Source organism: Rhizobium sp. G187, assembly GCF_051549525.1.
Classification (GTDB): domain Bacteria; phylum Pseudomonadota; class Alphaproteobacteria; order Rhizobiales; family Rhizobiaceae; genus Allorhizobium.
In genome coordinates, this window is the sequence record NZ_JBPUGM010000007.1 from 95,597 (window position 1) to 116,890 (window position 21,294).

The following is a 21,294-nucleotide window of genomic DNA, read 5'->3' on the forward strand; positions in this document are numbered from 1 at the left end:
CCTCAAATGAACTGGATGGCGGTTGCGGCGGTGGTGCCAAAGGCAATGGCAGTGACCATCATGCCGACGACATAGAGTCCGACGCCAACGGCCGAGTACCAAATGGCGTATTTTTGCGGGTCGGCAAGAAATCGCGGCATGCACAGCACCTGTGCAAACAACAGCAGAGTTACCAGACTTGCCCCGGTTCGATGGCCGCCAGACAACAGGATGAGGATGACGCCGGTCTGCGCTGCCGCCATAACGAGGCAGGCAATTCGCGCCGCGCTCCGGGTGCCATGTAAAACAGGCAGTGTTCGCACGCCCATCTCGGTGTCGCCGGCCACGGACTTGAAGTCGTTGAGTGTCAGGATGCCGTGGGCGCCAAGGCCATAGAGAGCAGCCACCCAAGCCACGGGCATGGACGGCGCTGAGCCCAAGGCGGCGGCCATGGCGGTGATCCAGGGCAGTGTTTCATAGCTCAAGCCAACAACTCCATTGCCGATCCAGCCGTTTTGCTTGAAGCGCAAGGGCGGGGCGCTGTAGCCCCAGGCGAGAGCCAGGCCGATGAGGGCGGCGCCGAACACCAGCGGGCCGAGCAGCCAGGCAAGCGCCATCGACAGGGCGGACATGGCTATTGCGATGTAGAGGCCCCAGCGACCCGGCATGCGACCTGAAGGGATCACGCGATCCGGCTCGTTGATTGCATCCACATGGCGATCGAACCAGTCATTGACGGCCTGGCTCATGCCACACAGAAGCGGTCCCGCCAGCAGAACGCCCATCAGTACCGGAAGCGCCCGGTCCTGGAGGCTGGCACCCGAAGCGACCGCGCCGCAAGCATAGGCCCACATTGGCGGAAACCAGGTGATGGGCTTCAACAAAGCCACAACCGCCGCCGGGGACGGATAGGCTGGAAGCGGCGGGTGGGTCGGGGTCATTGCCATGAAGAAAGGCTATGCCTGCCTCGCATGAGTGTCAACTTAAATTGACAGTTCCGTGCTCAGGCGAGGGTGTGCTCTCAGCTTCTTGGACGATAGTCCTCAAGCCCATGACGGCGAAGCTTGATATAGAGGCTCTGGCGCGACAGGCCGAGAATTTCGGCGGCATAGGCGCGATTATTGTTGGTCTGGTCGAGAGCTGCCTCGATGCAAATCTTTTCGATGACGTCCAAAGACTCGCGCATGAGGTCCTTCAGTGGAACCTTGCCGACGAGACTGGAAAAGCCTTCCGCCTGATCGGGAATACCCGGCGAGGGGATTGTCAACCGTTCAACTGTTGTCGTCTGCGGCGTGATGACCAGTTGGACGCTTGCCTGTTCCTGGGAAAGACGAGCGGAAATCTGGACCGCACGATCGCCAGAAAGATTGTCGGTCAGGGTGGAGGAAAATCCTCGAACGACATGTTCATCCGAAAGGCGTGAGTAGAGAACGCGCAAATCGATGGCCGCATTGATAAACCACGTAGCGATGTTGCGACCAACAACCTGGTTCAGCGTGGGGGCGTGGATGAGGTCGAGAAAGAGCGTGTTGGCGGCAGTCACCTTGCCGTCCGCATCGGTCTGAACCACGGCTTCTGGCAGATCGGCAAGGTCGATCGTCGCCCGGCCCTTCAGCGGCTCTGGTCGATGCCTTTGGGTTTCTTCAGTTGCACTGCTCGGCCAGAGCGTCAGGATGAGATTGGTGATGCCGTTTTCGCGATAGGCGCGAATTGTAGCGGACACCTCTTCGTTCTTGGCGCTTTTCAACCCATCCAGCTGAACGGGGTCGGGATTGTGGCGTGCTTCACTCACGCCGTCGCCGAGGCGGTCTCGGTCCTGCTTGTGAAACATTTCCCGCAAGGGCTTGCCGACGATCGCGTTACCATTGGTCGACAGAAGCGCTGTCGCCGCCGCATTTGCCTCCAGCACGGTGCGCTTTTCGCCGTCGACCATCACAGAGGCTGTCGTCGCAATCTTAAATGCGGTGCGATAGCGGGTCTCAGCCTCCTGCAGTTCGCGATAGTCCGCTTCCAGCTCCATCTGGGTTTGTACAAGGCGCTGCTGATCCATCATCTGCTGGCGCATGTCGCGGCCAACAACGATGGAGAAGGGTGACCCCTTATAGGAAAAGGCGGAATAGATGATCGGAAGGTCGTTCTTTTTGCTCAGCGGATGGTTGACCTGATATCCGCGCGCCGGGTGATTGGCGGTGCCCTTATCGAGCATGGAGTTGATCTTGGCGACCGACTCGATTGTCACACAGTCCTGTAACCGCTTGCCGACCATGTCGCTCAACCGGTATTCCGCCAGATCCTTGTTCGGTAAATGCACCTTCGACACTGTGCCGCTGTCATCGACGAGAAGCACGATATCCGCGCCGAGGCCGACGAGTGCAACAATCGAATCCGGGTCAAGGGTATGAAAGAGATGGTCCGCGACCATGAAGCCGGTTGCTTCGCTATGACCGTTTGGTGGCTTCATGGAGTGAGCCAATCAATTCCGCTGGGTGTTACGACTGCCGTACTGCCTGCGGCACGAGACTGCTGGCTGATTCTTTCAAGTTCGTAATAACTCTCGCAGATCCTGGCTGCGGAGTAAATGCTGTCGCATATGCAGTCGACGCCCAATCCGACAAGAAAATCAACGGACTCCAGTGCAGCGGCGCCGCCCACGATGATCGGTAGGTGAATATGTCGTCTATGTGACCTGAGGTTGTGCATCAGTGTGCTCAACTCAGTGCGCAAACGGCTATTGCTCCAGCCTATGCAAGCGATTTGTGCGTGGCGCGCCAATTGCGCAAACCGCCGCCCTTGCAGTTCCGAAGGCTCGAGTACACTTCGATCCCAACCGAGCGTGTCGAGAAGCAGTCCCATGAGATGGGGCGCTAGCGTGTGCTGTTCTCCCAGCGGGCTGACGATAAGGGCGCTTGGCTTCGAGATGTCGCTTGAAAGGCGGAGCTTCTGCGACAACATATTGATCAATTGTTGTAACTTCGCTGTCCCTACCGTGACATCGACGAAATTGCAGCTATCCGTCGTCCATTCCCGCCCCATCATGCGGGCGACCGCTTCCAGGAAAAGAACCTTTACATAATCCGGCCTGCCCGCAGGGAGCTCGTATTCGACGAAGGCGTTGAGAGAGGCAATACGGGTGGATGGTTTTACGATGAGACAGCGGAACTCTTCGACCGCTTTCGTGTAGAGGTGATCGTTCTCAAGGCCAATTTCGTAACGCGCCGACAACTTTGCAGCAGTCATGGACGCCACCGTTCCCTGTATTAGACTCCGGAGCGTTTCTCCGTCGCTATGGTTTAGGTAGGGGCTAAAGCGCCGAGGAACAAGCGTCTTGCTGTTCCAGGCCGCGCCATTGGTGTCCGGCGACCGATCGGTCGCCGTAAAGCCCGCAATGTTTGCTCCCTCCATCATTCCTTGCGCCTCCCGCTGGCTTCGATCGCGGTCGCAGAATCTGGGTTCGGCCCGCCCTCATGCCGTCGCCCACCCACAATGACTCCGGATTGAAATTGTGTAAATCAAAATATACGTCAATCTAAGTTGACACTTTATGTAGTGGAAGCGTAGTCTCACTATCGATCCCGATAGCCCGCGGGGGACCTTGGGAGAGGATCTTGAGAATGGGCAAGTCCGCACAGACTACGGTATCTCGAACCGCACTCTATACATCTGAAGAACGCCGCCGGCGTGACAGCAGCGTGTGGACTTTGGTTCAAGGCGTGCTCGCACCCATCCAGTTTCTCATCTTCATCGTCAGCCTGTTCCTGATCCTCCGCTATCTCATGATCGGGCAAGGACTTGCCGCTGCGCAGGTTTCGGTGGTCGTAAAGACCCTCGCGCTGTACGCGATCATGGTAACGGGTTCGATCTGGGAGAAGGAGGTCTTTGGCCGCTATCTCTTCGCCAGACCTTTCTTTTGGGAAGACGTCTTCTCAATTCTGGTGCTCGCACTGCACACGGCCTATCTCGCGTCGCTCTTCACCAACGCTCTGTCTCCACTGCCGTTGATGCTGCTGGCGCTTGCCGCCTATGTCGCCTACCTCGTCAATGCGGGACAGTTCCTCTGGAAACTGCGGCTTGCCCGTCTCGATCAGGGGCGCTCTTCGAGCGTTGCCGAGGTGACAATGTCCGGCGGCTGCCTTCCGGGGAGCGCGCCATGAACCAATCTCTCGTATCCTGCGGGTCGACCGGCACCATCCGCCAGCGTGGCCAGCATGAAGTCTTTTGCGGCCTGACTTCGATCATATGGCTTCATCGCAAAGTGCAGGACGCGTTTTTCCTTGTCGTTGGGTCGCGCACCTGCGCCCATCTGATCCAGTCGGCCGCTGGGGTGATGATTTTCTCCGAGCCTCGTTTTGCAACGGCGATCATGGAAGAACGCGATCTCGCCGGCATGGTGGACATGCATGATGAGCTTGATCGCGAGGTCGCTCGGTTGCTTGAGCGCCGGCCGGACATTCGCATGTTGGTGCTGGTCGGCTCCTGTCCGTCCGAGGTCATCAAGTTCGACCTGAAACGGGCCGCAGAGCGGCTGGACCGCAAATACGGTGCCGGGCCCCGCGTACTTTGCTATTCCGGTAGCGGCATCGAAACAACGTTCACACAGGGTGAGGACAATTTTCTCGCGGCCCTCGTGCAGGACCAGCCCCGCAATGGTGCGACGGGCAATGTCGCAAAACTTGTCGTCGCCGGTTCCGTCGCGGATGTTGTTGAGGACCAGATCACGCGACTGCTGGCTGAAATGGGCGTCGACGACGTTGTCTTCCTGCCTGGCCGCAACAGCGACCGCTTGCCGAGGATCGGTGCGGGCTCCCGCTATATCCTGGCGCAGCCCTATCTCGGCAGCACTGCTGCCGCGCTGGAAGGGCTTGGGGCAACACGGATCAATGCCATTTTCCCGCTTGGTGAAGAAGGCACGACCGCCTGGCTGAAGGCGATTGCCGACAGTTTCGGGGTGTCGCCTGCCCGTTTCGCTACTGTCACGGAAGCGCCCCGGCGGCGGGCGCTTGAAGCGACCGCTCACTATCGCCGCCTCATCGAAGGCAAGAGGATTTTTCTTTTTCCAGACAGCCAGCTTGAGCCGTCGCTTGCCCGCTATCTGAGCCGCGAACTGTGCGCCGACATCATTGAAGTGGGCAGCCCCTATCTTCACCGCGAACACGTGGCAGGTGAGCTGGCCATGCTGCCGCCCGGCGTCTCAATATCGGAAGGTCAGGATGTCGAGGTCCAGATCGACCGCTGCCGTGCCGCCGCGCCGGATCTCGTCGTCTGCGGTATGGGTCTTGCCAATCCCTTCGAGGCCGAAGGCATCGTCACCAAATGGTCGATCGAATTCGCCTTCACACCGATCCATGGCTATGAGCAGGCCGGTGATCTGGCCGAGCTCTTTGCGCGGCCGCTGATGCGCAAGGCTTTGATTGCTGACGGCCAGGCCTCCTCCCGCAGGAGGATTGCACCATGAAGCTCACCATGTGGACCTATGAAGGACCCCCGCATGTGGGTGCAATGCGCATCGCCGCATCAATGCAAGGTGTACATTATGTGCTGCATGCGCCGCAGGGAGATACCTATGCGGACCTCCTGTTCACCATGATCGAACGTCGCGCTTCGCGCCCGCCGGTCACCTACACCACGTTTCAGGCACGCGACCTCTCGGGCTCGACCGCCGACGTTTTCAAGACGGCATGTCGTGACGCTGTTCAACGTTTCCGGCCGGATGCGCTGCTGGTCGGTGCTTCCTGTACGGCAGAACTGCTACAAGACGATCCCGCAGGTCTTGCCCGCACCCTGAATGTCGGCGTGCCTGTCGTGCCGCTTGAACTTCCGTCCTACCAGAAGAAGGAAAACTGGGGCGCGTCCGAGACCTTCTATCGTTTGGTGCGCAATTTTGCGGGCGGATGTGAGCGTCCTCAGCATGTGGCCCCGAACAGCTGCAACATCCTCGGCCCCTCGGCGCTTGGTTTTCGCAACCGTGACGACGTCACCGAGATCACGCGCCTGCTTGCGGCAAACGGGATCGATGTGCGGGTCGTGGCACCGCTTGGTGCAACCGTCGAAGATCTGGCGCGGCTGCCGGAGGCTGCCTTCAACATCGTGCTGTATCCCGAGATCGGCGATGCCGCCGCGCGCTTCCTTAAAAAGACATTCGGTATGCCCTTTGTCTCCACCGTGCCGATCGGCGTTGGGGCGACACGCATCTTCCTTGCAGAAGTTCGGGCGCTGGCAGGCCTTTCGAATGACGTGCTCGCCGGCGACGACGAGGATCGCGCCACCTGGTATTCCCGTTCCGTCGATAGCAACTACCTGACGAACAAGCGTGTCTTCATATTCGGCGACGCCACGCATGCGATTGCCGCTGCCAGGATCGCTGCCCGAGAACTTGGCTTCAAGGTCTGTGGCCTTGGCACCTATATGCGCGAATTCGCCCGCGAAGTGCGGGAAGCTGCGGAAGAGTTCGGCGTCGAGGCCTTGATTTCCGACGATCATCTCGACGTCGAGGCGGCGATCGTCGAAGCTCGGCCAGAGCTGGTGCTGGGAACGCAGATGGAGCGGCATATTGCCAAGCGGCTCCGTGTGCCCTGCGCTGTTATCTCGGCGCCCGTCCATGTGCAGGATTTCCCCGCGCGTTACTCGCCGCAAATGGGGTTCGAGGGCGCCAACGTCATCTTCGACAGCTGGGTCCATCCGCTAATGATGGGGCTCGAGGAGCATCTGCTGCAGATGTTCCGCGATGATTTCGAGTTTAACGACCGTGCTCAAGCCTCGCATTTGCATGTCCATGCCGCAGGGGCCACTGCCGCGGCCGTCGAAGACGCGTTCGACGGTGAGACGTTGCTGACTGCCGATCAGCCCGCCGTAGACGTCAGCTGGACGCCGGATGCCGAGCGTGAGCTGAAGAAAATTCCGTTCTTCGTGCGCGGCAAGGCCCGCCGCAACACCGAGCTTTTCGCCGCCCGCAAGGGTATCCGCCCCATCACCGTGGAGACGTTGTATGACGCGAAAGCCCATTTCGCCCGCTGACGCGACCCCGGTCCGGGTGGTGTTTGTGACGCTCGATAATCACATTGTCGCGGCTGTCGATGATGCGCGCCGCAGCCTTGCCAGAGACCTGCCTGGGCTGACGCTTTCGGTGCATGCCGCGACCGACTGGAACGACAATCCGGCGAGCCTCGAAGCCTGCCGCGCAGCGATCCGTGCCGGCGACATCATCATTGTCTCGATGATTTTCGTCGAAGAGCATGTGCGCGCCATAGCCGACGTACTGGAAGCACGTCACCTCGAATGCGACGCCATGGTGTGCTGCATGTCTGCTGGCACGGTGATGAAATACACGACCATGGGTCGCTTCAAGATGAGCGAAGAGCAGAAGGGTCCGCTCGCGCTTCTGAAAAAACTCCGGGGAAAAAGCTCGCGCGGTGGCAAGGATAGCGGCCGCACCGCCGGCGAGCGCCAGCTCGCGATGCTGCGCCGCCTGCCGCAGCTGCTGCGCTTCATTCCAGGCACGGCGCAGGACGTGCGCAACTATTTCCTGACGCTGCAATATCGCATTGCGGCTTCGGACGAGAACATCGCCAACATGGTGCGCCTGCTGGTCGGCAAATATGCCCGGGGGGAGCGCAAGGGGCTTCAGGGCCGCGTTACGGTCGGGGATCCCGTCGAATATCCCGACATGGGTCTCTATCATCCGGGCCTCAAGACACGGGTCACGATACAGCTTTCCAGCCTGCCACAGAAGGCTGGTGCGCGCGGTACGATCGGGCTTCTGCTTCTGAGAACCTACATCCTGTCGGGCGATACCGGCCATTACGACCGCGTCATCCGTGAACTTGAAATGCGCGGCTTCAATGTCGTGCCGGTGTTTTCGAGCGGTCTCGACATGCGCGGCGCAATCGAGCGCTTCATGACGCCCGCTGCGGGTGGTTTGCGTATTGATGCACTCTGCTCGCTGACCGGATTTTCGCTGGTCGGCGGACCGGCTTATAGCGATGCCGCCGCCGCCGCCCGCACGCTCGATGGCCTTGATGTCCCCTATTTCTCGGCGATGGTGACCGAGTTCCAGAGCAAGGAAGCCTGGTTCTCGTCATCGCAGGGCCTGACCCCGATCGAAACCACCTTGATGGTGGCAATTCCGGAGCTCGATGGCTCCATCGGCTCTATGGTGATTGGGGGCCGATCCGATGCCACGCACACATCACGCGCTTGCATCTGCTCAAGAGAGCTCGCGTCCTGCCCGTCGGGACGCGCCTGCATGCAGCCGGATGACGAACGTGTCGCGCTGCTTGCCGATCGCCTTGCCGCCATGGTCGACCTGCGCCGCAAGGAGCGGGCTGAGCGTCGCATCGCGATTGCGATGTTCAACTATCCGCCGAACAGCGGCAGTATCGGCACTGCCGCCTATCTCTCCGTGTTTGAGAGCCTGTTCGAGACCATGCGCCGGCTGAAGGCCGAGGGGTACGATGTCGACTTGCCCGTCGCTGCCGAAGCGCTGAAGGACAGCATTCTGGAAGGCAATTCAGCACTTTACGGCGTTGAGGCCAATGTCCATACGGTCATCCCCGTCGACCAGCATGTGCGCCACGAGAAACACCTCGCCGATCTCGAAGCGAAGTGGGGACCGGCACCGGGACGCGTTCTCAGCAATGGCCGCGGCATCTTCGTGCTCGGTCGCCAGTATGGAAACCTGCTGATCGCGATCCAGCCACCTTTCGGTTACGAAGGTGATCCGATGCGCCTGTTGTTCGAAGGCGGCTTTGCCCCGAACCATGCGTTTGCCGCCTTCTATCGCTATCTGCGCGAAACCTATCGCGCCGATGCCGTCCTGCATTTCGGCACCCATGGCGCGCTCGAATTCATGCCTGGCAAGCAGGTTGGCCTGTCTGCAGACTGCTGGCCGGATCGACTCCTGGGCGCGCTTCCCAACTTCTATCTCTATGCCGCCAATAACCCGTCAGAAGGTACGATCGCCAAACGTCGGTCGGCTGCGACGCTGATATCCTATCTGACGCCGCCGATCACGCATTCCGGGCTCTACAAGGGCTTGAGTGAGCTGAAAGGCAGCCTGGACCGTTATCGTGGTACTGCACCCGAGGCGCGTGTCGAACGCGAGAGGCTGTTCCAGCTCATCCAGGTGCAGGCCGAACAACTGGACCTGGGCAAGGATAGTCTCGGGCTTGCCGAAACCGACCTTGTTCTGGCGCTCGTCGCCGAGGTGGCTGAAGTCGAATACGCGCTCATTCCGCATGGTCTCCATATTGCTGGTCGCGGCATGGACGAACGTGAACGCCTGGAAATGCTCGACCATGTTGCCTCGAACATGCCTTCCGTCGTTCGCCCGGACCTCACGGCTGATTTACTTTCAGCGATCGCCAAGGGTGACGGCGCAACGATTGCGCGGGTGACCAAGAATGCTGGAGGCGAGCTCAAGGACAGCATCGGCAAGCTGGTGACGATGAACCGGGAACTGGCGCACAACGGCGAGATCGACGGTCTCGTTCGCGCCCTCGACGGTCGCTATGTGTTGCCGTCTCCTTCCGGCGATCTCCTGCGCACGCCTGAGCTTCTGCCGACCGGCCGCAACATTCACGGTTTCGATCCCTTCGGCATTCCGAGCGCCTTTGCCATTCAGGATGGCGAACGCCAGGCCGCCAAGGTGCTTGAACGCTATCTTGCTGTCGATGGACGCCTGCCGGAAACGGTCGCCGTGGTCCTTTGGGGTACCGATAATCTGAAGACCGGCGGTGCGCCGCTGGCCCAGGCCATGGCACTCATGGGTGCGCGTCCCCGGCTCGATGCCTATAACAGGGTCTGTGGCGCCGTTCTGGTGCCGCTCGAAGCGCTGCAGCGTCCGCGCATCGATGCCGTCATGACTCTATCGGGCATATTTAGAGATCTCCTGCCGATCCAGGCGAGCATGCTCGCCGAGGCGAGCTACCTCGCGGCTGTTGCCGACGAGCCGGTCGAGATGAACTTCATTCGCAAACATGCGCTCGCCTATTGCGAAAGCCATGGCTGCGACATCGAAGCTGCGGCCTATCGGGTCTTCTCGAATGCCGATGGCGCTTATGGATCGAACGTCAACATGCTGGTGGCGTCCTCCTCCTGGAGCGACGATGACGAGATCGCGCAGACCTACAGCAATCGCAAAAGCTTCGCCATCAACCGTCGTGGCAAGACCAGTCCGCAGGCCGAGGTGTTCGATGCGATGATCGGTCAGGTCGACATGGCTTACCAGAATCTCGATTCCGTCGAGATCGGTGTGACCACGATCGAAAACTATTTCGACACGCTGGGCGGACTAACCAAGGCAGTCAACAGGGCCAAGGGTGGCGGTTCTCTGCCGGTCTTCATCTCCGACCAGACGCAAGGCGAGGGGCGTGTGCGCACCCTCGGTGAGCAGGTCGCGCTTGAGACACGTACACGCACGCTGAACCCCAAATGGTTCGAGGGCATGTTGAAGCATGGCTATGAGGGCGTGCGCAACATCGAGACGCAGGTCACCAACACCTTCGGCTGGTCAGCGACCACAGGGGATGTCGACCCATGGATCTACCAGCAGATCACCGAAACCTTCGTGCTCGACACAGAGATGCGCGAACGGCTGGCCACACTCAATCCGGCGTCGGCTGCGAGGGTCGCCAACCGACTAATCGAAGCGCATGAGCGCAATTATTGGCAGCCGGATGCTGAAACGCTCGCCGCGCTGAAACAGGCCGGGGAAGAATTGGAAGACCGTCTCGAGGGGCTGGTCAGGGAGGCTGCCCAATGAACATCTACACCCATGGGAAGATCGCCGAACGCGAGGTCCGCATTGCAGAGAAGCTCCGGGAGCGAGCCGATGGCGAAGGCAGCGTCCAGGTGCATCTCGACCCGACGATGGAAATCGATGGCGCCAAGGTTTTCGCGATTTACGGCAAGGGTGGCATCGGCAAGTCGACCACATCCTCGAACCTTTCGGTCGCCTTTTCAAAGATCGGCAAGCGTGTGCTGCAAATCGGCTGCGATCCGAAGCATGATTCCACCTTCACGCTGACCAAAAGCCTGATCCCGACTGTCATCGACGTTCTCGAAAAGGTCGATTTCCACTCGGAAGAACTCCGGCCGGAAGACTACATGGTCGAGGGCTATAACGGCGTTCAGTGCATCGAGGCAGGCGGTCCGCCGGCTGGCACCGGTTGCGGCGGTTACGTGGTCGGTCAGACGGTCAAGCTCCTGAAGGAGCATCACCTGCTCGATGACACCGATGTCGTCATCTTCGACGTGCTTGGCGATGTCGTCTGCGGAGGATTTGCCTCGCCCTTGCAGCATGCCGAGCGAGCCGTTGTGGTTGCGGCTAATGACTTCGATTCCATCTTCGCGATGAACCGCATCGTTGCGGCCATCAAGGCGAAGTCAAAGAACTACGACGTGCGCCTCGGTGGGGTGATCGCCAATCGTTCCCGCGAGACGGACCAGATCGATCGCTACAATGCAGCGATTGGACTGACACGGCTTGCCCATGTGCCCGACAGCGATCAGGTGCGGCTCAGCCGACTGAAGAAGAGCACGCTCTTCGAAATGGGCGATAGCGCGGAGCTTGTGGCGATCCAGAACGAATATCTGCAACTCGCGGAGCGGCTGTGGGCCGGTGTCCCGGCGCTGGAGGCCGAACCGATGAAAGACCGGGAAATCTTCGAATTTCTCGGCTTTGAGTGAGGACGAAGCCATGAGCCAGACCGACTACCTTCGAAGGACGGGCGAGATCGAGCACTATTTCGATCGCACAGCACTCGATGCGTGGAAGCGCCTTACTGGCGACCAACCGGTCAGCGGCATACGGGCAACTGTGCGCAAGGGACGCGACGATATGCGCCAGGCGCTTGTTTCCTGGTTGCCCGCCGATCTCACCGGTTGGCGCATTCTTGATGCCGGCTGTGGGTCTGGTGTCCTTTCCTTTGAGCTTATGCAACGTGGGGCTGAGGTCGTTGCTGTCGATCTCTCGGCGCAGATGGTCGCCCATGCCCGGCAGCGAGCGCACGAACTGGAACATAGCCATGGTCGGGCAAAGGGTTCCGTGACCTTTCACAGCGGTGACATGCTCGACCCGCGGCATGGCAGCTTCGATGCGGTCGTTTCAATGGATGTGCTGATCCACTATCGTTCAGCTGATGCCGTGCGCGTGCTTCATACGCTTGCCGAACGCTGCTCGCGCAGCATGCTCTTCACGCTTGCCCCGGGCTCCCGCCTGTTGCGGGCGATGCTCGCCGCGGGCCAGATCTTTCCGCGAGGCAATCGCGCGCCCGCCATTTATCCGGTTGAACCCGACCGCGTCGTGTCGGACATGCTGCTGGCTCCAGCGCTTTCCAGCTGGGCAGCCGGGCGCAGCCACAAGGTTTCGGTCGGCTTCTACACCTCCCAAGCGATGGAGGTGATCCGGTCATGAACTTTGCAGGCGCAAACCGGAAGATGATCGCGTTCTGGCAAATGATGGGCACGCGCTTCATGCCCTTTGCCGATGCGGCGACGGTCGAGATGCCCCTGTCTCGGCTCTTGCGACTGTCGCTCTTCCAGGTTTCCGCCGGCTGTGTCCTGGTGCTGCTCACCGGCACGCTTAACCGTGTGCTGATCGTCGAGCTCGGCGTTTCGGTGGCGCTGGTTTCGGCTGTGGTGGCCATCCCCGTTCTTGCAGCCCCTCTGCGTCTGCTCTTCGGATATCGCTCGGATACCTACAAATCCGTGCTTGGCTGGCGGCGGGTACCGTATGTCTGGCTGGGCAGCCTTCTGCAATTTGGCGGGCTTGCCATCATGCCGTTTGCGCTGCTGCTCCTGCAGTCGCAGACGGTTGGGCCTGAATGGGCCGGTGCTGCGGGCGTCAGCCTTGCTTTCATCCTGACCGGATTTGGCATGCACATGGCGCAGACAGCCGGACTGGCCCTTGCGACCGACCTCGTTCCGGAGGCAAAGCGTCCTCGGGTCGTCGCGCTCCTCTATTTCATGCTGCTCGCGGGGATGATCGGGGCATCAAGCTTTTACAGCGTCGTGCTGGTGGATTTCAGCCCCAAGATGCTGATCCAGGTTATCCAGGGCACGGCCCTTCTGACCATCGTGATCAACGTAATCGCCATTTGGAAGCAGGAGGCACGCGATGCCCGCCGTACGGCGGTCGACCGGGATCTTGTGAGCTTCATCGATGCGCTGGACGATTACCGCAGCGCACCGGGCGTGATGCGCCTGCTCCTTGCCGTTGCCATCGGTTCGGCCGCATTTTCGATGCAAGACATCCTGCTTGAACCCTATGGCGGCGAAATTCTCGGGTTGTCTGTCGGCGAAACGACGCGCCTTACAGGTCTCTGGGCGCTTGGAACCATGGCAGGCTTCGGTTGGGCCGCGCATAGTCTGCAGGGTGGCGTACAGGTCTATCGAGTCGCCGCGCGCGGCCTGCTTGCCGGCATCTGTGCCTTCTCAGCGGTTATCTTCGCTTCACCGCTCGGGCTGACGGCGCTGTTCCATATCGGCGCTTTCGGTATCGGTCTCGGGGGCGGTCTTTTTGCGGTCGGCACCATGATTGCGGCGATGGGCATTTCCGAGCGGTCGGACAGCGGGCTTGTGGTGGGTGCCTGGGGCGCGGTGCAGGCAACGGCGATCGGGGCGAGCATGCTCGCTGGCGGCGTTGTCAAGAATACGATCAATGCGTTGGCGCTCAACGGGTCGCTCGGCGAGGCCATGATGACCCCGGCGGCCGGTTATGTCGTCGTCTATCAATTTGAAATCGTTCTTCTCTTCCTGTGCCTGGCGGTGATCGGACCGCTGACCGGGCGGCGTTATCACAGAGATTACCTGAACAACACGCGTTTTGGATTGGCGGAGATGCCCGGCTGATCGTCGGGTGCCACGTCTTACACTGGAGGGTCTGATATGACCGGATCATTGGTAGGAAGTATCGATGTCGCACAGGTGGTGCTCTACGCATTCTGGATCTTTTTTGCGGGGCTGATCTGGTATCTCCGTCAGGAGGATCGCCGCGAGGGCTATCCGCTCGAGGAGGATGTCACGGCCCGTTACAACAAGAGCCCCTGGCTTTTCGTCCCGCCGAAAAAGACCTTTGTTCTTCCGCATGGCCAGGGACTGAAGCAGGTTCCGGACTTCCAACGTGACGAACGCAGCTTTGCCAGCCGCCGGGTCGCACCGGCACCGGGCTATCCGAGTGAACCTGTCGGCAATCCGCTTCTCGCCGGCATTGGTCCCGGTTCCTGGGCAGAGCGTGCCGACAGGCCTGATGTCACGGCGCATGGCGATGCACGGATCGTGCCGCTGCGCGTCGCCGACGGCTTTTCGGTTGTCCCGGGCGCCGTTGACCCGCGGGGGCTTTCCGTTCTCGGCTGCGACCGGCAGGTCGCAGGTATCGTCAAGGATATCTGGGTAGACCGGGCCGAACACCTGGTTCGCTACTATGAGGTCGATCTACCGCTTGCCGATGGTTTACGCACCATTCTCCTACCGAACAATTTCGTTGTTTTCGGCACAGGGCGCGGTGGCGTCCGCCATCTCTACGTCCATGCGATCACCGCTGCCCAGTTTGCGGATGTTCCGGAGACCGCACGCCCCGAACTCGTGACTTTGCTCGAGGAAGACAAGATCGCCGCTTATTTCGGCGCCGGGCTTCTCTACGCGGATCGCGTTCGTCAGGAGCCGCTGCTGTGAACCATTTCGTCACCCGGGAACATGAAATCGAACCACTGCCGGGTCTTCCCGGTGTGCCTCCAGCTGGCGAGGTTGTGCTCTGGCAAGGCCGGCCGTCGTCGGCTCTCGTCGCCCGGCATCTTCTCAAGGTCCGATGGATCTGTGGGTATTTCATCGTGCTGTCCGGTTGGGCAGTAGCCTCCGGGCTCAGTGATGGACGGGCTGTGGGCGGGATCCTCTTTTCCGTCGCGATCCTCACAGCTCTTGCCGCCGTGCTTGTCGGCATGATCGAGCTTTTTGCCTGGGCCGTCGAAAAGACAACGCTTTACACGGTTACCACCGAACGCGTGGTGATGCGGTTCGGCGTGGCGATCTCGATGACGCTCAATCTGCCTTTCCGGCAAATCGATGCTGTTTCCTTCGCAAGGATCGGTCAGTCATCCGGGATGATCGCCATAGCGCTTGTGCCTGGTCAGCGCCTGTCCTGGCTCATCCAGTGGCCGCATGTGCGCGGCTTCCGGGTCGCACACACCGAGCCCAGCCTTGTCTATCTGCCGGATGCTGAAAGGGCGGCAGCCGTACTTGCGGCAGCGATCGGGCAATATCGTACGGCGGATGCCCACCAGTCTCGGTTTGTCGCTCGCGGCGCTGATCTCTCCCACCAACCACCCGCCGTCGTTGCGGCAGAATAGGACAGGGTCATGGGCTCGGCATCACATCTCGGCTATTTTTCTGACCGCAAGGGCAAGACGCCAAACCATCTCCCCAAGGGGGTGTTCTTTGGCCTTGCCGGCCTGATCGCCTTCACGGCCGGAGCGATTGTCTTCGGCCAGGTGACGGGGCTTGGTGTGGTCAAGCAGGAGCTGGGAGCGCCGGTTTCAATCCGAGACCTCATGATCACACGAAACGCATCGGGTCATGTTGTGGTGACTGACGCTGCCACGCGAGAGGATATTGCACTCTATGCGCCGGAAGCCGGTGGCTTCGTCAGTGGATCATTGCGAGCCTTTGAGCGGATGCGCCAAGTTTCCAACGTGCCCTTTGATGCGCCCTATCGACTGATCAAATGGGAATCCAGTGCCGTCAGCCTGTCGGACACCGGTACTGGCGAGCGGATCTTTCTCGATGCCTTTGGCCGCGACAATGCGGCTGCTTTCGAAGCCCTTCTGGGCCCACAGGGAGGAAATAGCCAATGAACCCGGTCTTCGCCTTGATGAGACGAAAGGAGACGGTCGATTGTACCGTCGAGATCAACAACACGTTTGAGGCGCTTGGCGCGCATCTGCGGTTCGACAACGGCGTCATCGTTCATCCCGGTGACGAAGTTCTGGTCCACGGGGCCCCCATCTCGATCCCCTATGGATCGACCAGGAATTTTCGCAGGAAGGCTACCATCACGCGCGCTGGAGTGCTGGAGCGCGCCTGGACACGGGCGACCGGCGATCTCGACATGATGGAATTGTGCGAATTCAGCTTCACCGAGAGGGCACTGTCATGAACAATCATGTTTCGCCGAACGATCTCGCTGACCACGAACCGACGGTCGAGGAGCGTATGGCCGGGGTCAACGACACGACGCGCAGCGCGCTGGTATCGACCATGCTTACGCCGCGCTTCTACACCACCGATTTCGAAGAAATGGACAAGATCAATGTCGAGCCGGTCCGCGCCGAATGGGACGTGCTCATCGCCCAGATGAAAAGCGACCCGAACCGTGGTCATTTCAAGCGCAATGAGGACTGGAACGACATTGACATTGATGCGCTGCCGCACGATTTGCGTGAGGAGTTCATTGATTTCCTCGTCTCCTCGCTCACCTCGGAATTCTCGGGCTGCGTGCTTTACAAGGAGATGAAGCGGCGTGGCAAAAACCAGGAGATCTGCGAACTCTTCGGTTATATGAGCCGTGACGAGTCTCGCCATGCCGGGTTCATCAATGATGCCTTGAAGGAGTTCGGCATCGGCGTGAACATGGGTTTCCTCGCCAAGGCCAAGAAGTACACTTTCTTCAAACCGAAGTTCATCTACTACGCCACCTATCTGTCCGAGAAAATCGGTTATGCGCGTTACATCACGATCTTCCGGCATCTGGAGAAACATCCGGAGCAGCGCTTCCACCCGATCTTCAAGTGGTTCCGGGAATGGTGCAATGATGAGTTTTCACATGGCGAGGCGTTTTCGCTGATCATTCGCTCCGACAAGCGGCTGACGGAGGGATTGAACACCTACTGGATCAAGTTCTTCCTGCTTGCGGTTTTTGCCACCATGTATGTGCGTGACCACATGCGGCCGGCTTTCCATAAAGGCCTCGGCGTCGACATTGACGACTACGACATGAAGGTCTTCCGGCTGACGAGCGAGATCTCGCGGCAGTGCTTCCCCCTCGTGCTCGATCTGGACAATCCGGCGCTGCGTGAAGGCTTCCGCCGGATGGAGCGGATCAACCGGAAGATCATGGCAGCCAATGCGAAGGGCGGGCTCACCGGACGGATCACGAAGGGCTTCTGGTCAGCGGCGGCTGCCGTTAACTTTATCAGGATGTATGTAATCCCGTCAAAGTCGAATGCGATCCCCGCAACCTCCCGCCTGCAGCCGATCTGGTAGGAGATCCGCCATGAGCCTGTCACACCCGCTCGCTGTCGTTCTGGTCGCCATCGCCGTGTGGTGGCTATCGACCGGGCTGGTGCTGGCCGTGGTCAACCGCTCGAACAGCGGCCGTCGTGGCCTTGTCTTGATGATGGTAATGACCGTCGTTGGCGCCGGGGGCTTCGCGCTCATGCTTTTCGGCGCGGGGGAGCGCACACCGGTCGGCTCCTATGCCGGCTTCTTCGGTGCCTTGCTCGTCTGGGCCTGGCATGAAGCGGCATTCCTGACGGGCTTGCTCACAGGGCGCAGCGGGGAATGCCCAGCAGGGCTTGTTGGCTTCGCCCGCTTCAAAGCCGCTTGGGAGGCCGTGCGAGATCACGAGATCGCCATCCTCGTGACTGGGCTTGGCCTCTGGCTGGCACTGGCGGATGCACCGAATATCTTCGGGCTTGCGGCCTTCGGCCTGCTCTGGGGAATGCGGGTTTCCGCCAAGATGCTGATTTTTCTTGGTGCGCCGCATGCCGTCAGCGACTTGATGCCAAAGGGCATCGCGCATCTGAAGACGTATTTCAGGACGGACCGGCTTACGCCATTGTTTCCAATATTTCTGTCAACCGCCGCTGGCCTGTTCGCCATTCTCGCCATCGGCGCAGGTCGCGCGACGCAGGATCATTCGGTCGTCGGCCATACGCTGCTGGCCACCTTTATGGCGCTCGCCATCATCGAACATCTCATTCTTGTCCTTCCGGTCTCGGATACGGCGCTATGGCGCTGGGCGACGACGCGTCAGGACAGGCGCAAGCTGGCCGTACGCCCTCCGCTGGATGGTACGGCAGTTATTCAAGGGGGGGCTCCGCCAGCGCTTCATGCGTCATGGGTGGCCGTTGGACATGATACGATCGGGAAGAGGAAAGACTGATGGATATTCTCCAGCACATGGAAGAGGCGCTCGCCGGCCTGCATACTGCCGGTAACTACCGCGTCTTTGCGGAGTTGGAGCGCCATTGCTCCGCCTTCCCGAAGGCCTCGTTTCACAACGGGGACGGCACGGTTCGGGATGTTAGCGTTTGGTGCTCAAACGACTATCTGGGCATGGGTCAGAACCCGATCGTGACCGAGCGTATGATCGAGGTCGTTCGCAAATGTGGGGCGGGGGCTGGGGGCACCCGCAATATTTCAGGCACCAATCACTATCATGTCGTCCTGGAGCGTGAACTTGCGGACCTGCATGGCAAGGAAGGGGCGCTGATTTTCACATCCGGCTACGTGTCCAACTGGGCGGCGCTCGGCACCCTTCTTGCAAAGATACCCGGGATCATCTGTTATTCCGATAGCCTCAACCACGCCTCGATGATCGAGGGTATCCGCCATTCGCGCTGCATCAAGCGGCAGTTCCGCCACAATGACTACCGTCATCTGCGCGAGTTGATGGCGGCCGACGATCCGGCGGCACCCAAGCTCGTCGCCTTCGAAAGCGTCTATTCCATGGACGGCGATATTTCGCCCATCCGGGAGATCTGCGATGTGGCAGATGAGTTCGGCGCCATGACCTATCTCGACGAAGTGCATGCTGTCGGCATGTATGGGCCGCGGGGCGGTGGCGTAGCGGAACGTGAGGGCCTCATGGACCGCTTGACGGTCATCGAAGGCACGCTGGGCAAGGCCTTTGGTGTCATGGGCGGCTATATTACCGGACCCGCTGTCCTGGTTGACTTTGTCCGCTCCTTCGCCTCCGGCTTCATCTTTACGACGGCCATTCCGCCGGCCGTTGCCGCCGCAGCCACGGCGTCGATCCGCCACCTGAAGGAGAGCAACGTTGAACGGCAATCGCACCAGGCTGCCGTTGCAAAGGTACGGCATGCCCTCGACGTGCGTGGCATTCCCCATATGCGCAATTCGAGCCATATTGTGCCGGTCATGGTCGGCAATGCAGCGAAGTGCAAGTGGATCTCCGACGTGCTGCTTGACGACTTTGGCGTTTATGTTCAGCCGATCAACTATCCGACTGTGCCTGTGGGCAAGGAAAGGCTTCGCATTACCCCGACGCCACTGCACAGCGATGCGGATATCCGCCACCTCGCAGAAGCACTCAGTTCCCTCTGGTCGCAATGTGCGTTGGCCCGGGCTGTTGCCTAACAGGTACAAAGGCCTTATCGGCGGCGTGCCCGATGAGATGGAGTGGACTGCCCATGCGTGACAGCATCGAGATCCCCGCGATCGCGGATGACGGGTCGTTCTTTCCGGTCGACAAGATGCGCGCTCATATCGAGGGGCTGCTGCATCTCGCCGTCTCCGTCTTTGTCTTCGACGGTGATCGTCTTTTGATCCAGAAGCGCGCGGCGACGAAGTACCACTGCGCGGGTCAGTGGGCCAATACCTGCTGTACTCATCCATACTGGGAGGAAGCCGTGGAGGTTTGCGCCGAGCGACGCCTCCAAGAGGAATTGGGCTTTACCCTACCACTCACACGCCATCAGACCGTCGAGTATGAAGCTGATGTTGGCGGCGGGCTGCGCGAGCATGAGCGGGTCACCCTGTTCAGCGCCCAGGCCGATGCGCGCACATTGACGGTTCGTCCTCAGGCCAGTGAGGTCGAGGCCGTGCGCTGGATTGGCTCAGACGAACTGGCTCGGGAAGTCGCGGTGCATCCCGGCCATTTCACGCCCTGGTTCCGGATCTATCTGGAACGGTTTCCGGGCCTCAGTCTATCCCAAGCCGCCTGATATCTTTCATCAATTGCGTCCGCTCACTGCAATCCCGGATCGCTCGTTGCGAGGCTCAGCCTTGTCCTTCATATGATTGCTAACCTCGCATTTCCCCAAGATCCATCAGCGCACGAAAAGAAGGGGAGCCATTGAGCTCCCCTTCCTCTTGCGGCCTGGCCTGGGAGGCCGCTTATCTGTTTCTCATCCTCAGTTTTTGCCCTGGGATGTATCGGCCGGCAGTTCGAGGATCGAGGCTTGCTGGTTCGGCAGCTTTTGGAGTGTGCTGCTCTGCTGTAGCGGCTCCATTTTTTGCGTCGTTCCGGGCTGGTATTTGGTGAAATCCGGAACAGCAGTCGGCCCCTTCTTCGCAAGGGAATCGACGTAGTCTTGCAGCATGGAGACGCCATAGAGCGGCTTTTGCACGCCGGCATGGCATGTGGCGCAGCCGACCTTGAAGACATCGCCTTCGGGACCTTTGCGGTGCTCTGGGAACACGGATGTCAGGCCAACCATGTAGTTTGCATTGATGTCGCGGGCCATACGGATACCATGCCATGCGGTGACCCTCTGCGGAGGGCTTTGGTCCCAGTCATTGAAGGCGCGGCTGTTGTGGCAGGTGGTGCAGTTCACCCCAAGCGATTCCGACATGTGCATCATGAGAGACCATGTGGCTTCCGTCTCTTTGGTGCCGGCCTGCGAGGTGCCAGTGGGCAGAGCGGTGGTCGCGTGGACCCGGATCGGCTTGGCATCCAGGAGATAATCCTTGAGCACATTTTGCGGCAGCGATGCATTGCCACCGAACCGAGCCGCTACGTTCTGGCCTTCGCGATTTTGGGTCATGTTGCCGGCCGGCTTCGGCTCCAGATCCTCGAACCAGTAGTTCGTCGGGATGCCCTGACCGCGGTGACAGGTGTAGCAGGTCGCGCCAACCTGGCCGACATGGCTCTTCCAGTCGACATTGATCGCCTGTGTCATCTGGATCATGCGACGGGCAACGACCTTTTGGTAGACTTCGTCGGAGGCGAGGTTTTCAGGGTTGTGGCAGTAGTTACAGCCTGCCTCCGGCGCCACCCATTCGGTGATCGAGGCCATGAACTGGTTGAACTGGTCGTCGGAGAGATCTCCGAGGATCTGAACGTTTTCATAGAGATCGCGAGCCTTGTCGCCAGCAGGATCGGCTTGCCAGGGTGCCGGCGGCACGACATTCGCCGCTTTCAGGGCTTCCTGCTTTTCGACGTCGCGATGAATGTACATACCGCTGCCGCGATGGCCGATCTGGGTCGTTTCGACCGGGGGCGCATCCCAGCCGGCGCCGACGAAGCTCGCAATGGTGAGCAGTGATCCGGCTGAGATGGCGAATGGAATCCAGAGTTTCATG

At 60.1% G+C, this 21,294-nt stretch carries 19 protein-coding genes; 15 read left to right on the forward strand and 4 right to left on the reverse strand.

Annotated features, from left to right (window positions below):
• Positions 1-2 precede the first annotated feature (2 nt).
• From chlG to ACSV9I_RS18750, 3 genes are all read right to left on the reverse strand, one after another.
• Positions 3-926 (reverse strand): chlorophyll synthase ChlG, encoded by a 924-nt coding sequence (chlG, locus tag ACSV9I_RS18740; RefSeq protein WP_438330336.1) that lies wholly within the window; start codon positions 924-926, stop codon positions 3-5.
• Positions 927-1,000: 74 nt separating this feature from the next.
• On the reverse strand, positions 1,001-2,440 hold the full coding sequence (gene ppsR / locus ACSV9I_RS18745) for a transcriptional regulator PpsR (RefSeq protein WP_438330337.1): 1,440 nt from the start codon (positions 2,438-2,440) through the stop codon (positions 1,001-1,003).
• Complete coding sequence (locus tag ACSV9I_RS18750) at positions 2,437-3,216, reverse strand: hypothetical protein (protein ID WP_054158914.1); 780 nt, start codon at positions 3,214-3,216, stop codon at positions 2,437-2,439. Before ACSV9I_RS18750 ends, ppsR begins: the two co-directional genes overlap by 4 nt.
• Before the next feature lie 374 nt (positions 3,217-3,590).
• On the opposite strand from ACSV9I_RS18750, the gene bchF reads away from it, so the two are divergent.
• The 15 genes from bchF to ACSV9I_RS18825 are packed head-to-tail and all read left to right on the forward strand — an operon-like array spanning position 3,591 to position 19,934.
• Complete coding sequence (bchF, locus tag ACSV9I_RS18755) at positions 3,591-4,130, forward strand: 2-vinyl bacteriochlorophyllide hydratase (RefSeq protein ID WP_438330338.1); 540 nt, start codon at positions 3,591-3,593, stop codon at positions 4,128-4,130.
• Positions 4,127-5,431 carry a ferredoxin:protochlorophyllide reductase (ATP-dependent) subunit N gene (locus tag ACSV9I_RS18760; RefSeq protein WP_438330339.1) on the forward strand — a complete coding sequence of 435 codons (1,305 nt, stop codon included), beginning with the start codon at positions 4,127-4,129 and terminating at the stop codon, positions 5,429-5,431. Before bchF ends, ACSV9I_RS18760 begins: the two co-directional genes overlap by 4 nt.
• The gene (gene bchB, locus ACSV9I_RS18765; protein WP_438330340.1) at positions 5,428-6,990 is read left to right on the forward strand and encodes a ferredoxin:protochlorophyllide reductase (ATP-dependent) subunit B; all 1,563 of its coding nucleotides are present in this window, start codon (positions 5,428-5,430) and stop codon (positions 6,988-6,990) included. Before ACSV9I_RS18760 ends, bchB begins: the two co-directional genes overlap by 4 nt.
• Positions 6,962-10,735 carry a magnesium chelatase subunit H gene (locus ACSV9I_RS18770; protein ID WP_438330341.1) on the forward strand — a complete coding sequence of 1,258 codons (3,774 nt, stop codon included), beginning with the start codon at positions 6,962-6,964 and terminating at the stop codon, positions 10,733-10,735. The genes bchB and ACSV9I_RS18770 overlap by 29 nt, the downstream gene beginning before the upstream one ends.
• Positions 10,732-11,661, forward strand: coding sequence for a ferredoxin:protochlorophyllide reductase (ATP-dependent) iron-sulfur ATP-binding protein (gene bchL / locus ACSV9I_RS18775; protein ID WP_438330342.1), 930 nt, complete (start codon positions 10,732-10,734; stop codon positions 11,659-11,661). The genes ACSV9I_RS18770 and bchL overlap by 4 nt, the downstream gene beginning before the upstream one ends.
• 10 nt (positions 11,662-11,671) lie before the next feature.
• Complete coding sequence (gene bchM / locus ACSV9I_RS18780) at positions 11,672-12,388, forward strand: magnesium protoporphyrin IX methyltransferase (protein WP_438330343.1); 717 nt, start codon at positions 11,672-11,674, stop codon at positions 12,386-12,388.
• Positions 12,385-13,824 (forward strand): BCD family MFS transporter, encoded by a 1,440-nt coding sequence (locus ACSV9I_RS18785; RefSeq protein ID WP_438330344.1) that lies wholly within the window; start codon positions 12,385-12,387, stop codon positions 13,822-13,824. The genes bchM and ACSV9I_RS18785 overlap by 4 nt, the downstream gene beginning before the upstream one ends.
• Positions 13,825-13,860: 36 nt before the next feature.
• Positions 13,861-14,646, forward strand: a complete 786-nt coding sequence (gene puhA, locus ACSV9I_RS18790) for a photosynthetic reaction center subunit H (RefSeq protein ID WP_438330345.1) — start codon at positions 13,861-13,863, stop codon at positions 14,644-14,646.
• On the forward strand, positions 14,643-15,317 hold the full coding sequence (puhB, locus tag ACSV9I_RS18795) for a photosynthetic complex putative assembly protein PuhB (protein WP_438330346.1): 675 nt from the start codon (positions 14,643-14,645) through the stop codon (positions 15,315-15,317). The genes puhA and puhB overlap by 4 nt, the downstream gene beginning before the upstream one ends.
• A 9-nt stretch (positions 15,318-15,326) precedes the next feature.
• Complete coding sequence (gene puhC / locus ACSV9I_RS18800) at positions 15,327-15,821, forward strand: photosynthetic complex assembly protein PuhC (RefSeq protein WP_438330347.1); 495 nt, start codon at positions 15,327-15,329, stop codon at positions 15,819-15,821.
• A complete protein-coding gene (locus tag ACSV9I_RS18805) occupies positions 15,818-16,123 on the forward strand; it encodes a hypothetical protein (RefSeq protein WP_082352543.1) in 306 nt (101 codons plus the stop codon). The genes puhC and ACSV9I_RS18805 overlap by 4 nt, the downstream gene beginning before the upstream one ends.
• Positions 16,124-16,179: 56 nt before the next feature.
• Positions 16,180-17,229 (forward strand): magnesium-protoporphyrin IX monomethyl ester (oxidative) cyclase, encoded by a 1,050-nt coding sequence (gene acsF, locus ACSV9I_RS18810; protein ID WP_438330417.1) that lies wholly within the window; start codon positions 16,180-16,182, stop codon positions 17,227-17,229.
• A gap of 10 nt (positions 17,230-17,239) precedes the next feature.
• Complete coding sequence (gene puhE, locus ACSV9I_RS18815) at positions 17,240-18,130, forward strand: putative photosynthetic complex assembly protein PuhE (protein ID WP_438330348.1); 891 nt, start codon at positions 17,240-17,242, stop codon at positions 18,128-18,130.
• Positions 18,130-19,347: a 5-aminolevulinate synthase gene (hemA, locus tag ACSV9I_RS18820; RefSeq protein ID WP_438330349.1), complete on the forward strand. Its 1,218-nt coding sequence runs from the start codon at positions 18,130-18,132 to the stop codon at positions 19,345-19,347. Before puhE ends, hemA begins: the two co-directional genes overlap by 1 nt.
• A gap of 53 nt (positions 19,348-19,400) precedes the next feature.
• Entirely contained in the window at positions 19,401-19,934 is a 534-nt protein-coding gene (locus ACSV9I_RS18825) for an isopentenyl-diphosphate Delta-isomerase (protein WP_438330350.1), read from the forward strand.
• 189 nt (positions 19,935-20,123) lie between these two features.
• On the opposite strand, the gene pufC is transcribed toward ACSV9I_RS18825, so the two are convergent.
• A complete protein-coding gene (gene pufC, locus ACSV9I_RS18830) occupies positions 20,124-21,293 on the reverse strand; it encodes a photosynthetic reaction center cytochrome PufC (RefSeq protein ID WP_438330351.1) in 1,170 nt (389 codons plus the stop codon).
• Position 21,294 lies beyond the last annotated feature (1 nt).

Coding starts and splice junctions, on each gene's coding strand:
- chlG (WP_438330336.1), bottom strand. CDS start 926: ATGGCAATGACCCCGACCCACCCGCCGCTTCCAGCCTATCCGTCCCCG.
- ppsR (WP_438330337.1), bottom strand. CDS start 2,440: ATGAAGCCACCAAACGGTCATAGCGAAGCAACCGGCTTCATGGTCGCG.
- ACSV9I_RS18750 (WP_054158914.1), bottom strand. CDS start 3,216: ATGACTGCTGCAAAGTTGTCGGCGCGTTACGAAATTGGCCTTGAGAAC.
- bchF (WP_438330338.1), top strand. CDS start 3,591: ATGGGCAAGTCCGCACAGACTACGGTATCTCGAACCGCACTCTATACA.
- ACSV9I_RS18760 (WP_438330339.1), top strand. CDS start 4,127: ATGAACCAATCTCTCGTATCCTGCGGGTCGACCGGCACCATCCGCCAG.
- bchB (WP_438330340.1), top strand. CDS start 5,428: ATGAAGCTCACCATGTGGACCTATGAAGGACCCCCGCATGTGGGTGCA.
- ACSV9I_RS18770 (WP_438330341.1), top strand. CDS start 6,962: ATGACGCGAAAGCCCATTTCGCCCGCTGACGCGACCCCGGTCCGGGTG.
- bchL (WP_438330342.1), top strand. CDS start 10,732: ATGAACATCTACACCCATGGGAAGATCGCCGAACGCGAGGTCCGCATT.
- bchM (WP_438330343.1), top strand. CDS start 11,672: ATGAGCCAGACCGACTACCTTCGAAGGACGGGCGAGATCGAGCACTAT.
- ACSV9I_RS18785 (WP_438330344.1), top strand. CDS start 12,385: ATGAACTTTGCAGGCGCAAACCGGAAGATGATCGCGTTCTGGCAAATG.
- puhA (WP_438330345.1), top strand. CDS start 13,861: ATGACCGGATCATTGGTAGGAAGTATCGATGTCGCACAGGTGGTGCTC.
- puhC (WP_438330347.1), top strand. CDS start 15,327: ATGGGCTCGGCATCACATCTCGGCTATTTTTCTGACCGCAAGGGCAAG.
- ACSV9I_RS18805 (WP_082352543.1), top strand. CDS start 15,818: ATGAACCCGGTCTTCGCCTTGATGAGACGAAAGGAGACGGTCGATTGT.
- acsF (WP_438330417.1), top strand. CDS start 16,180: ATGGCCGGGGTCAACGACACGACGCGCAGCGCGCTGGTATCGACCATG.
- puhE (WP_438330348.1), top strand. CDS start 17,240: ATGAGCCTGTCACACCCGCTCGCTGTCGTTCTGGTCGCCATCGCCGTG.
- hemA (WP_438330349.1), top strand. CDS start 18,130: ATGGATATTCTCCAGCACATGGAAGAGGCGCTCGCCGGCCTGCATACT.
- ACSV9I_RS18825 (WP_438330350.1), top strand. CDS start 19,401: ATGCGTGACAGCATCGAGATCCCCGCGATCGCGGATGACGGGTCGTTC.
- pufC (WP_438330351.1), bottom strand. CDS start 21,293: ATGAAACTCTGGATTCCATTCGCCATCTCAGCCGGATCACTGCTCACC.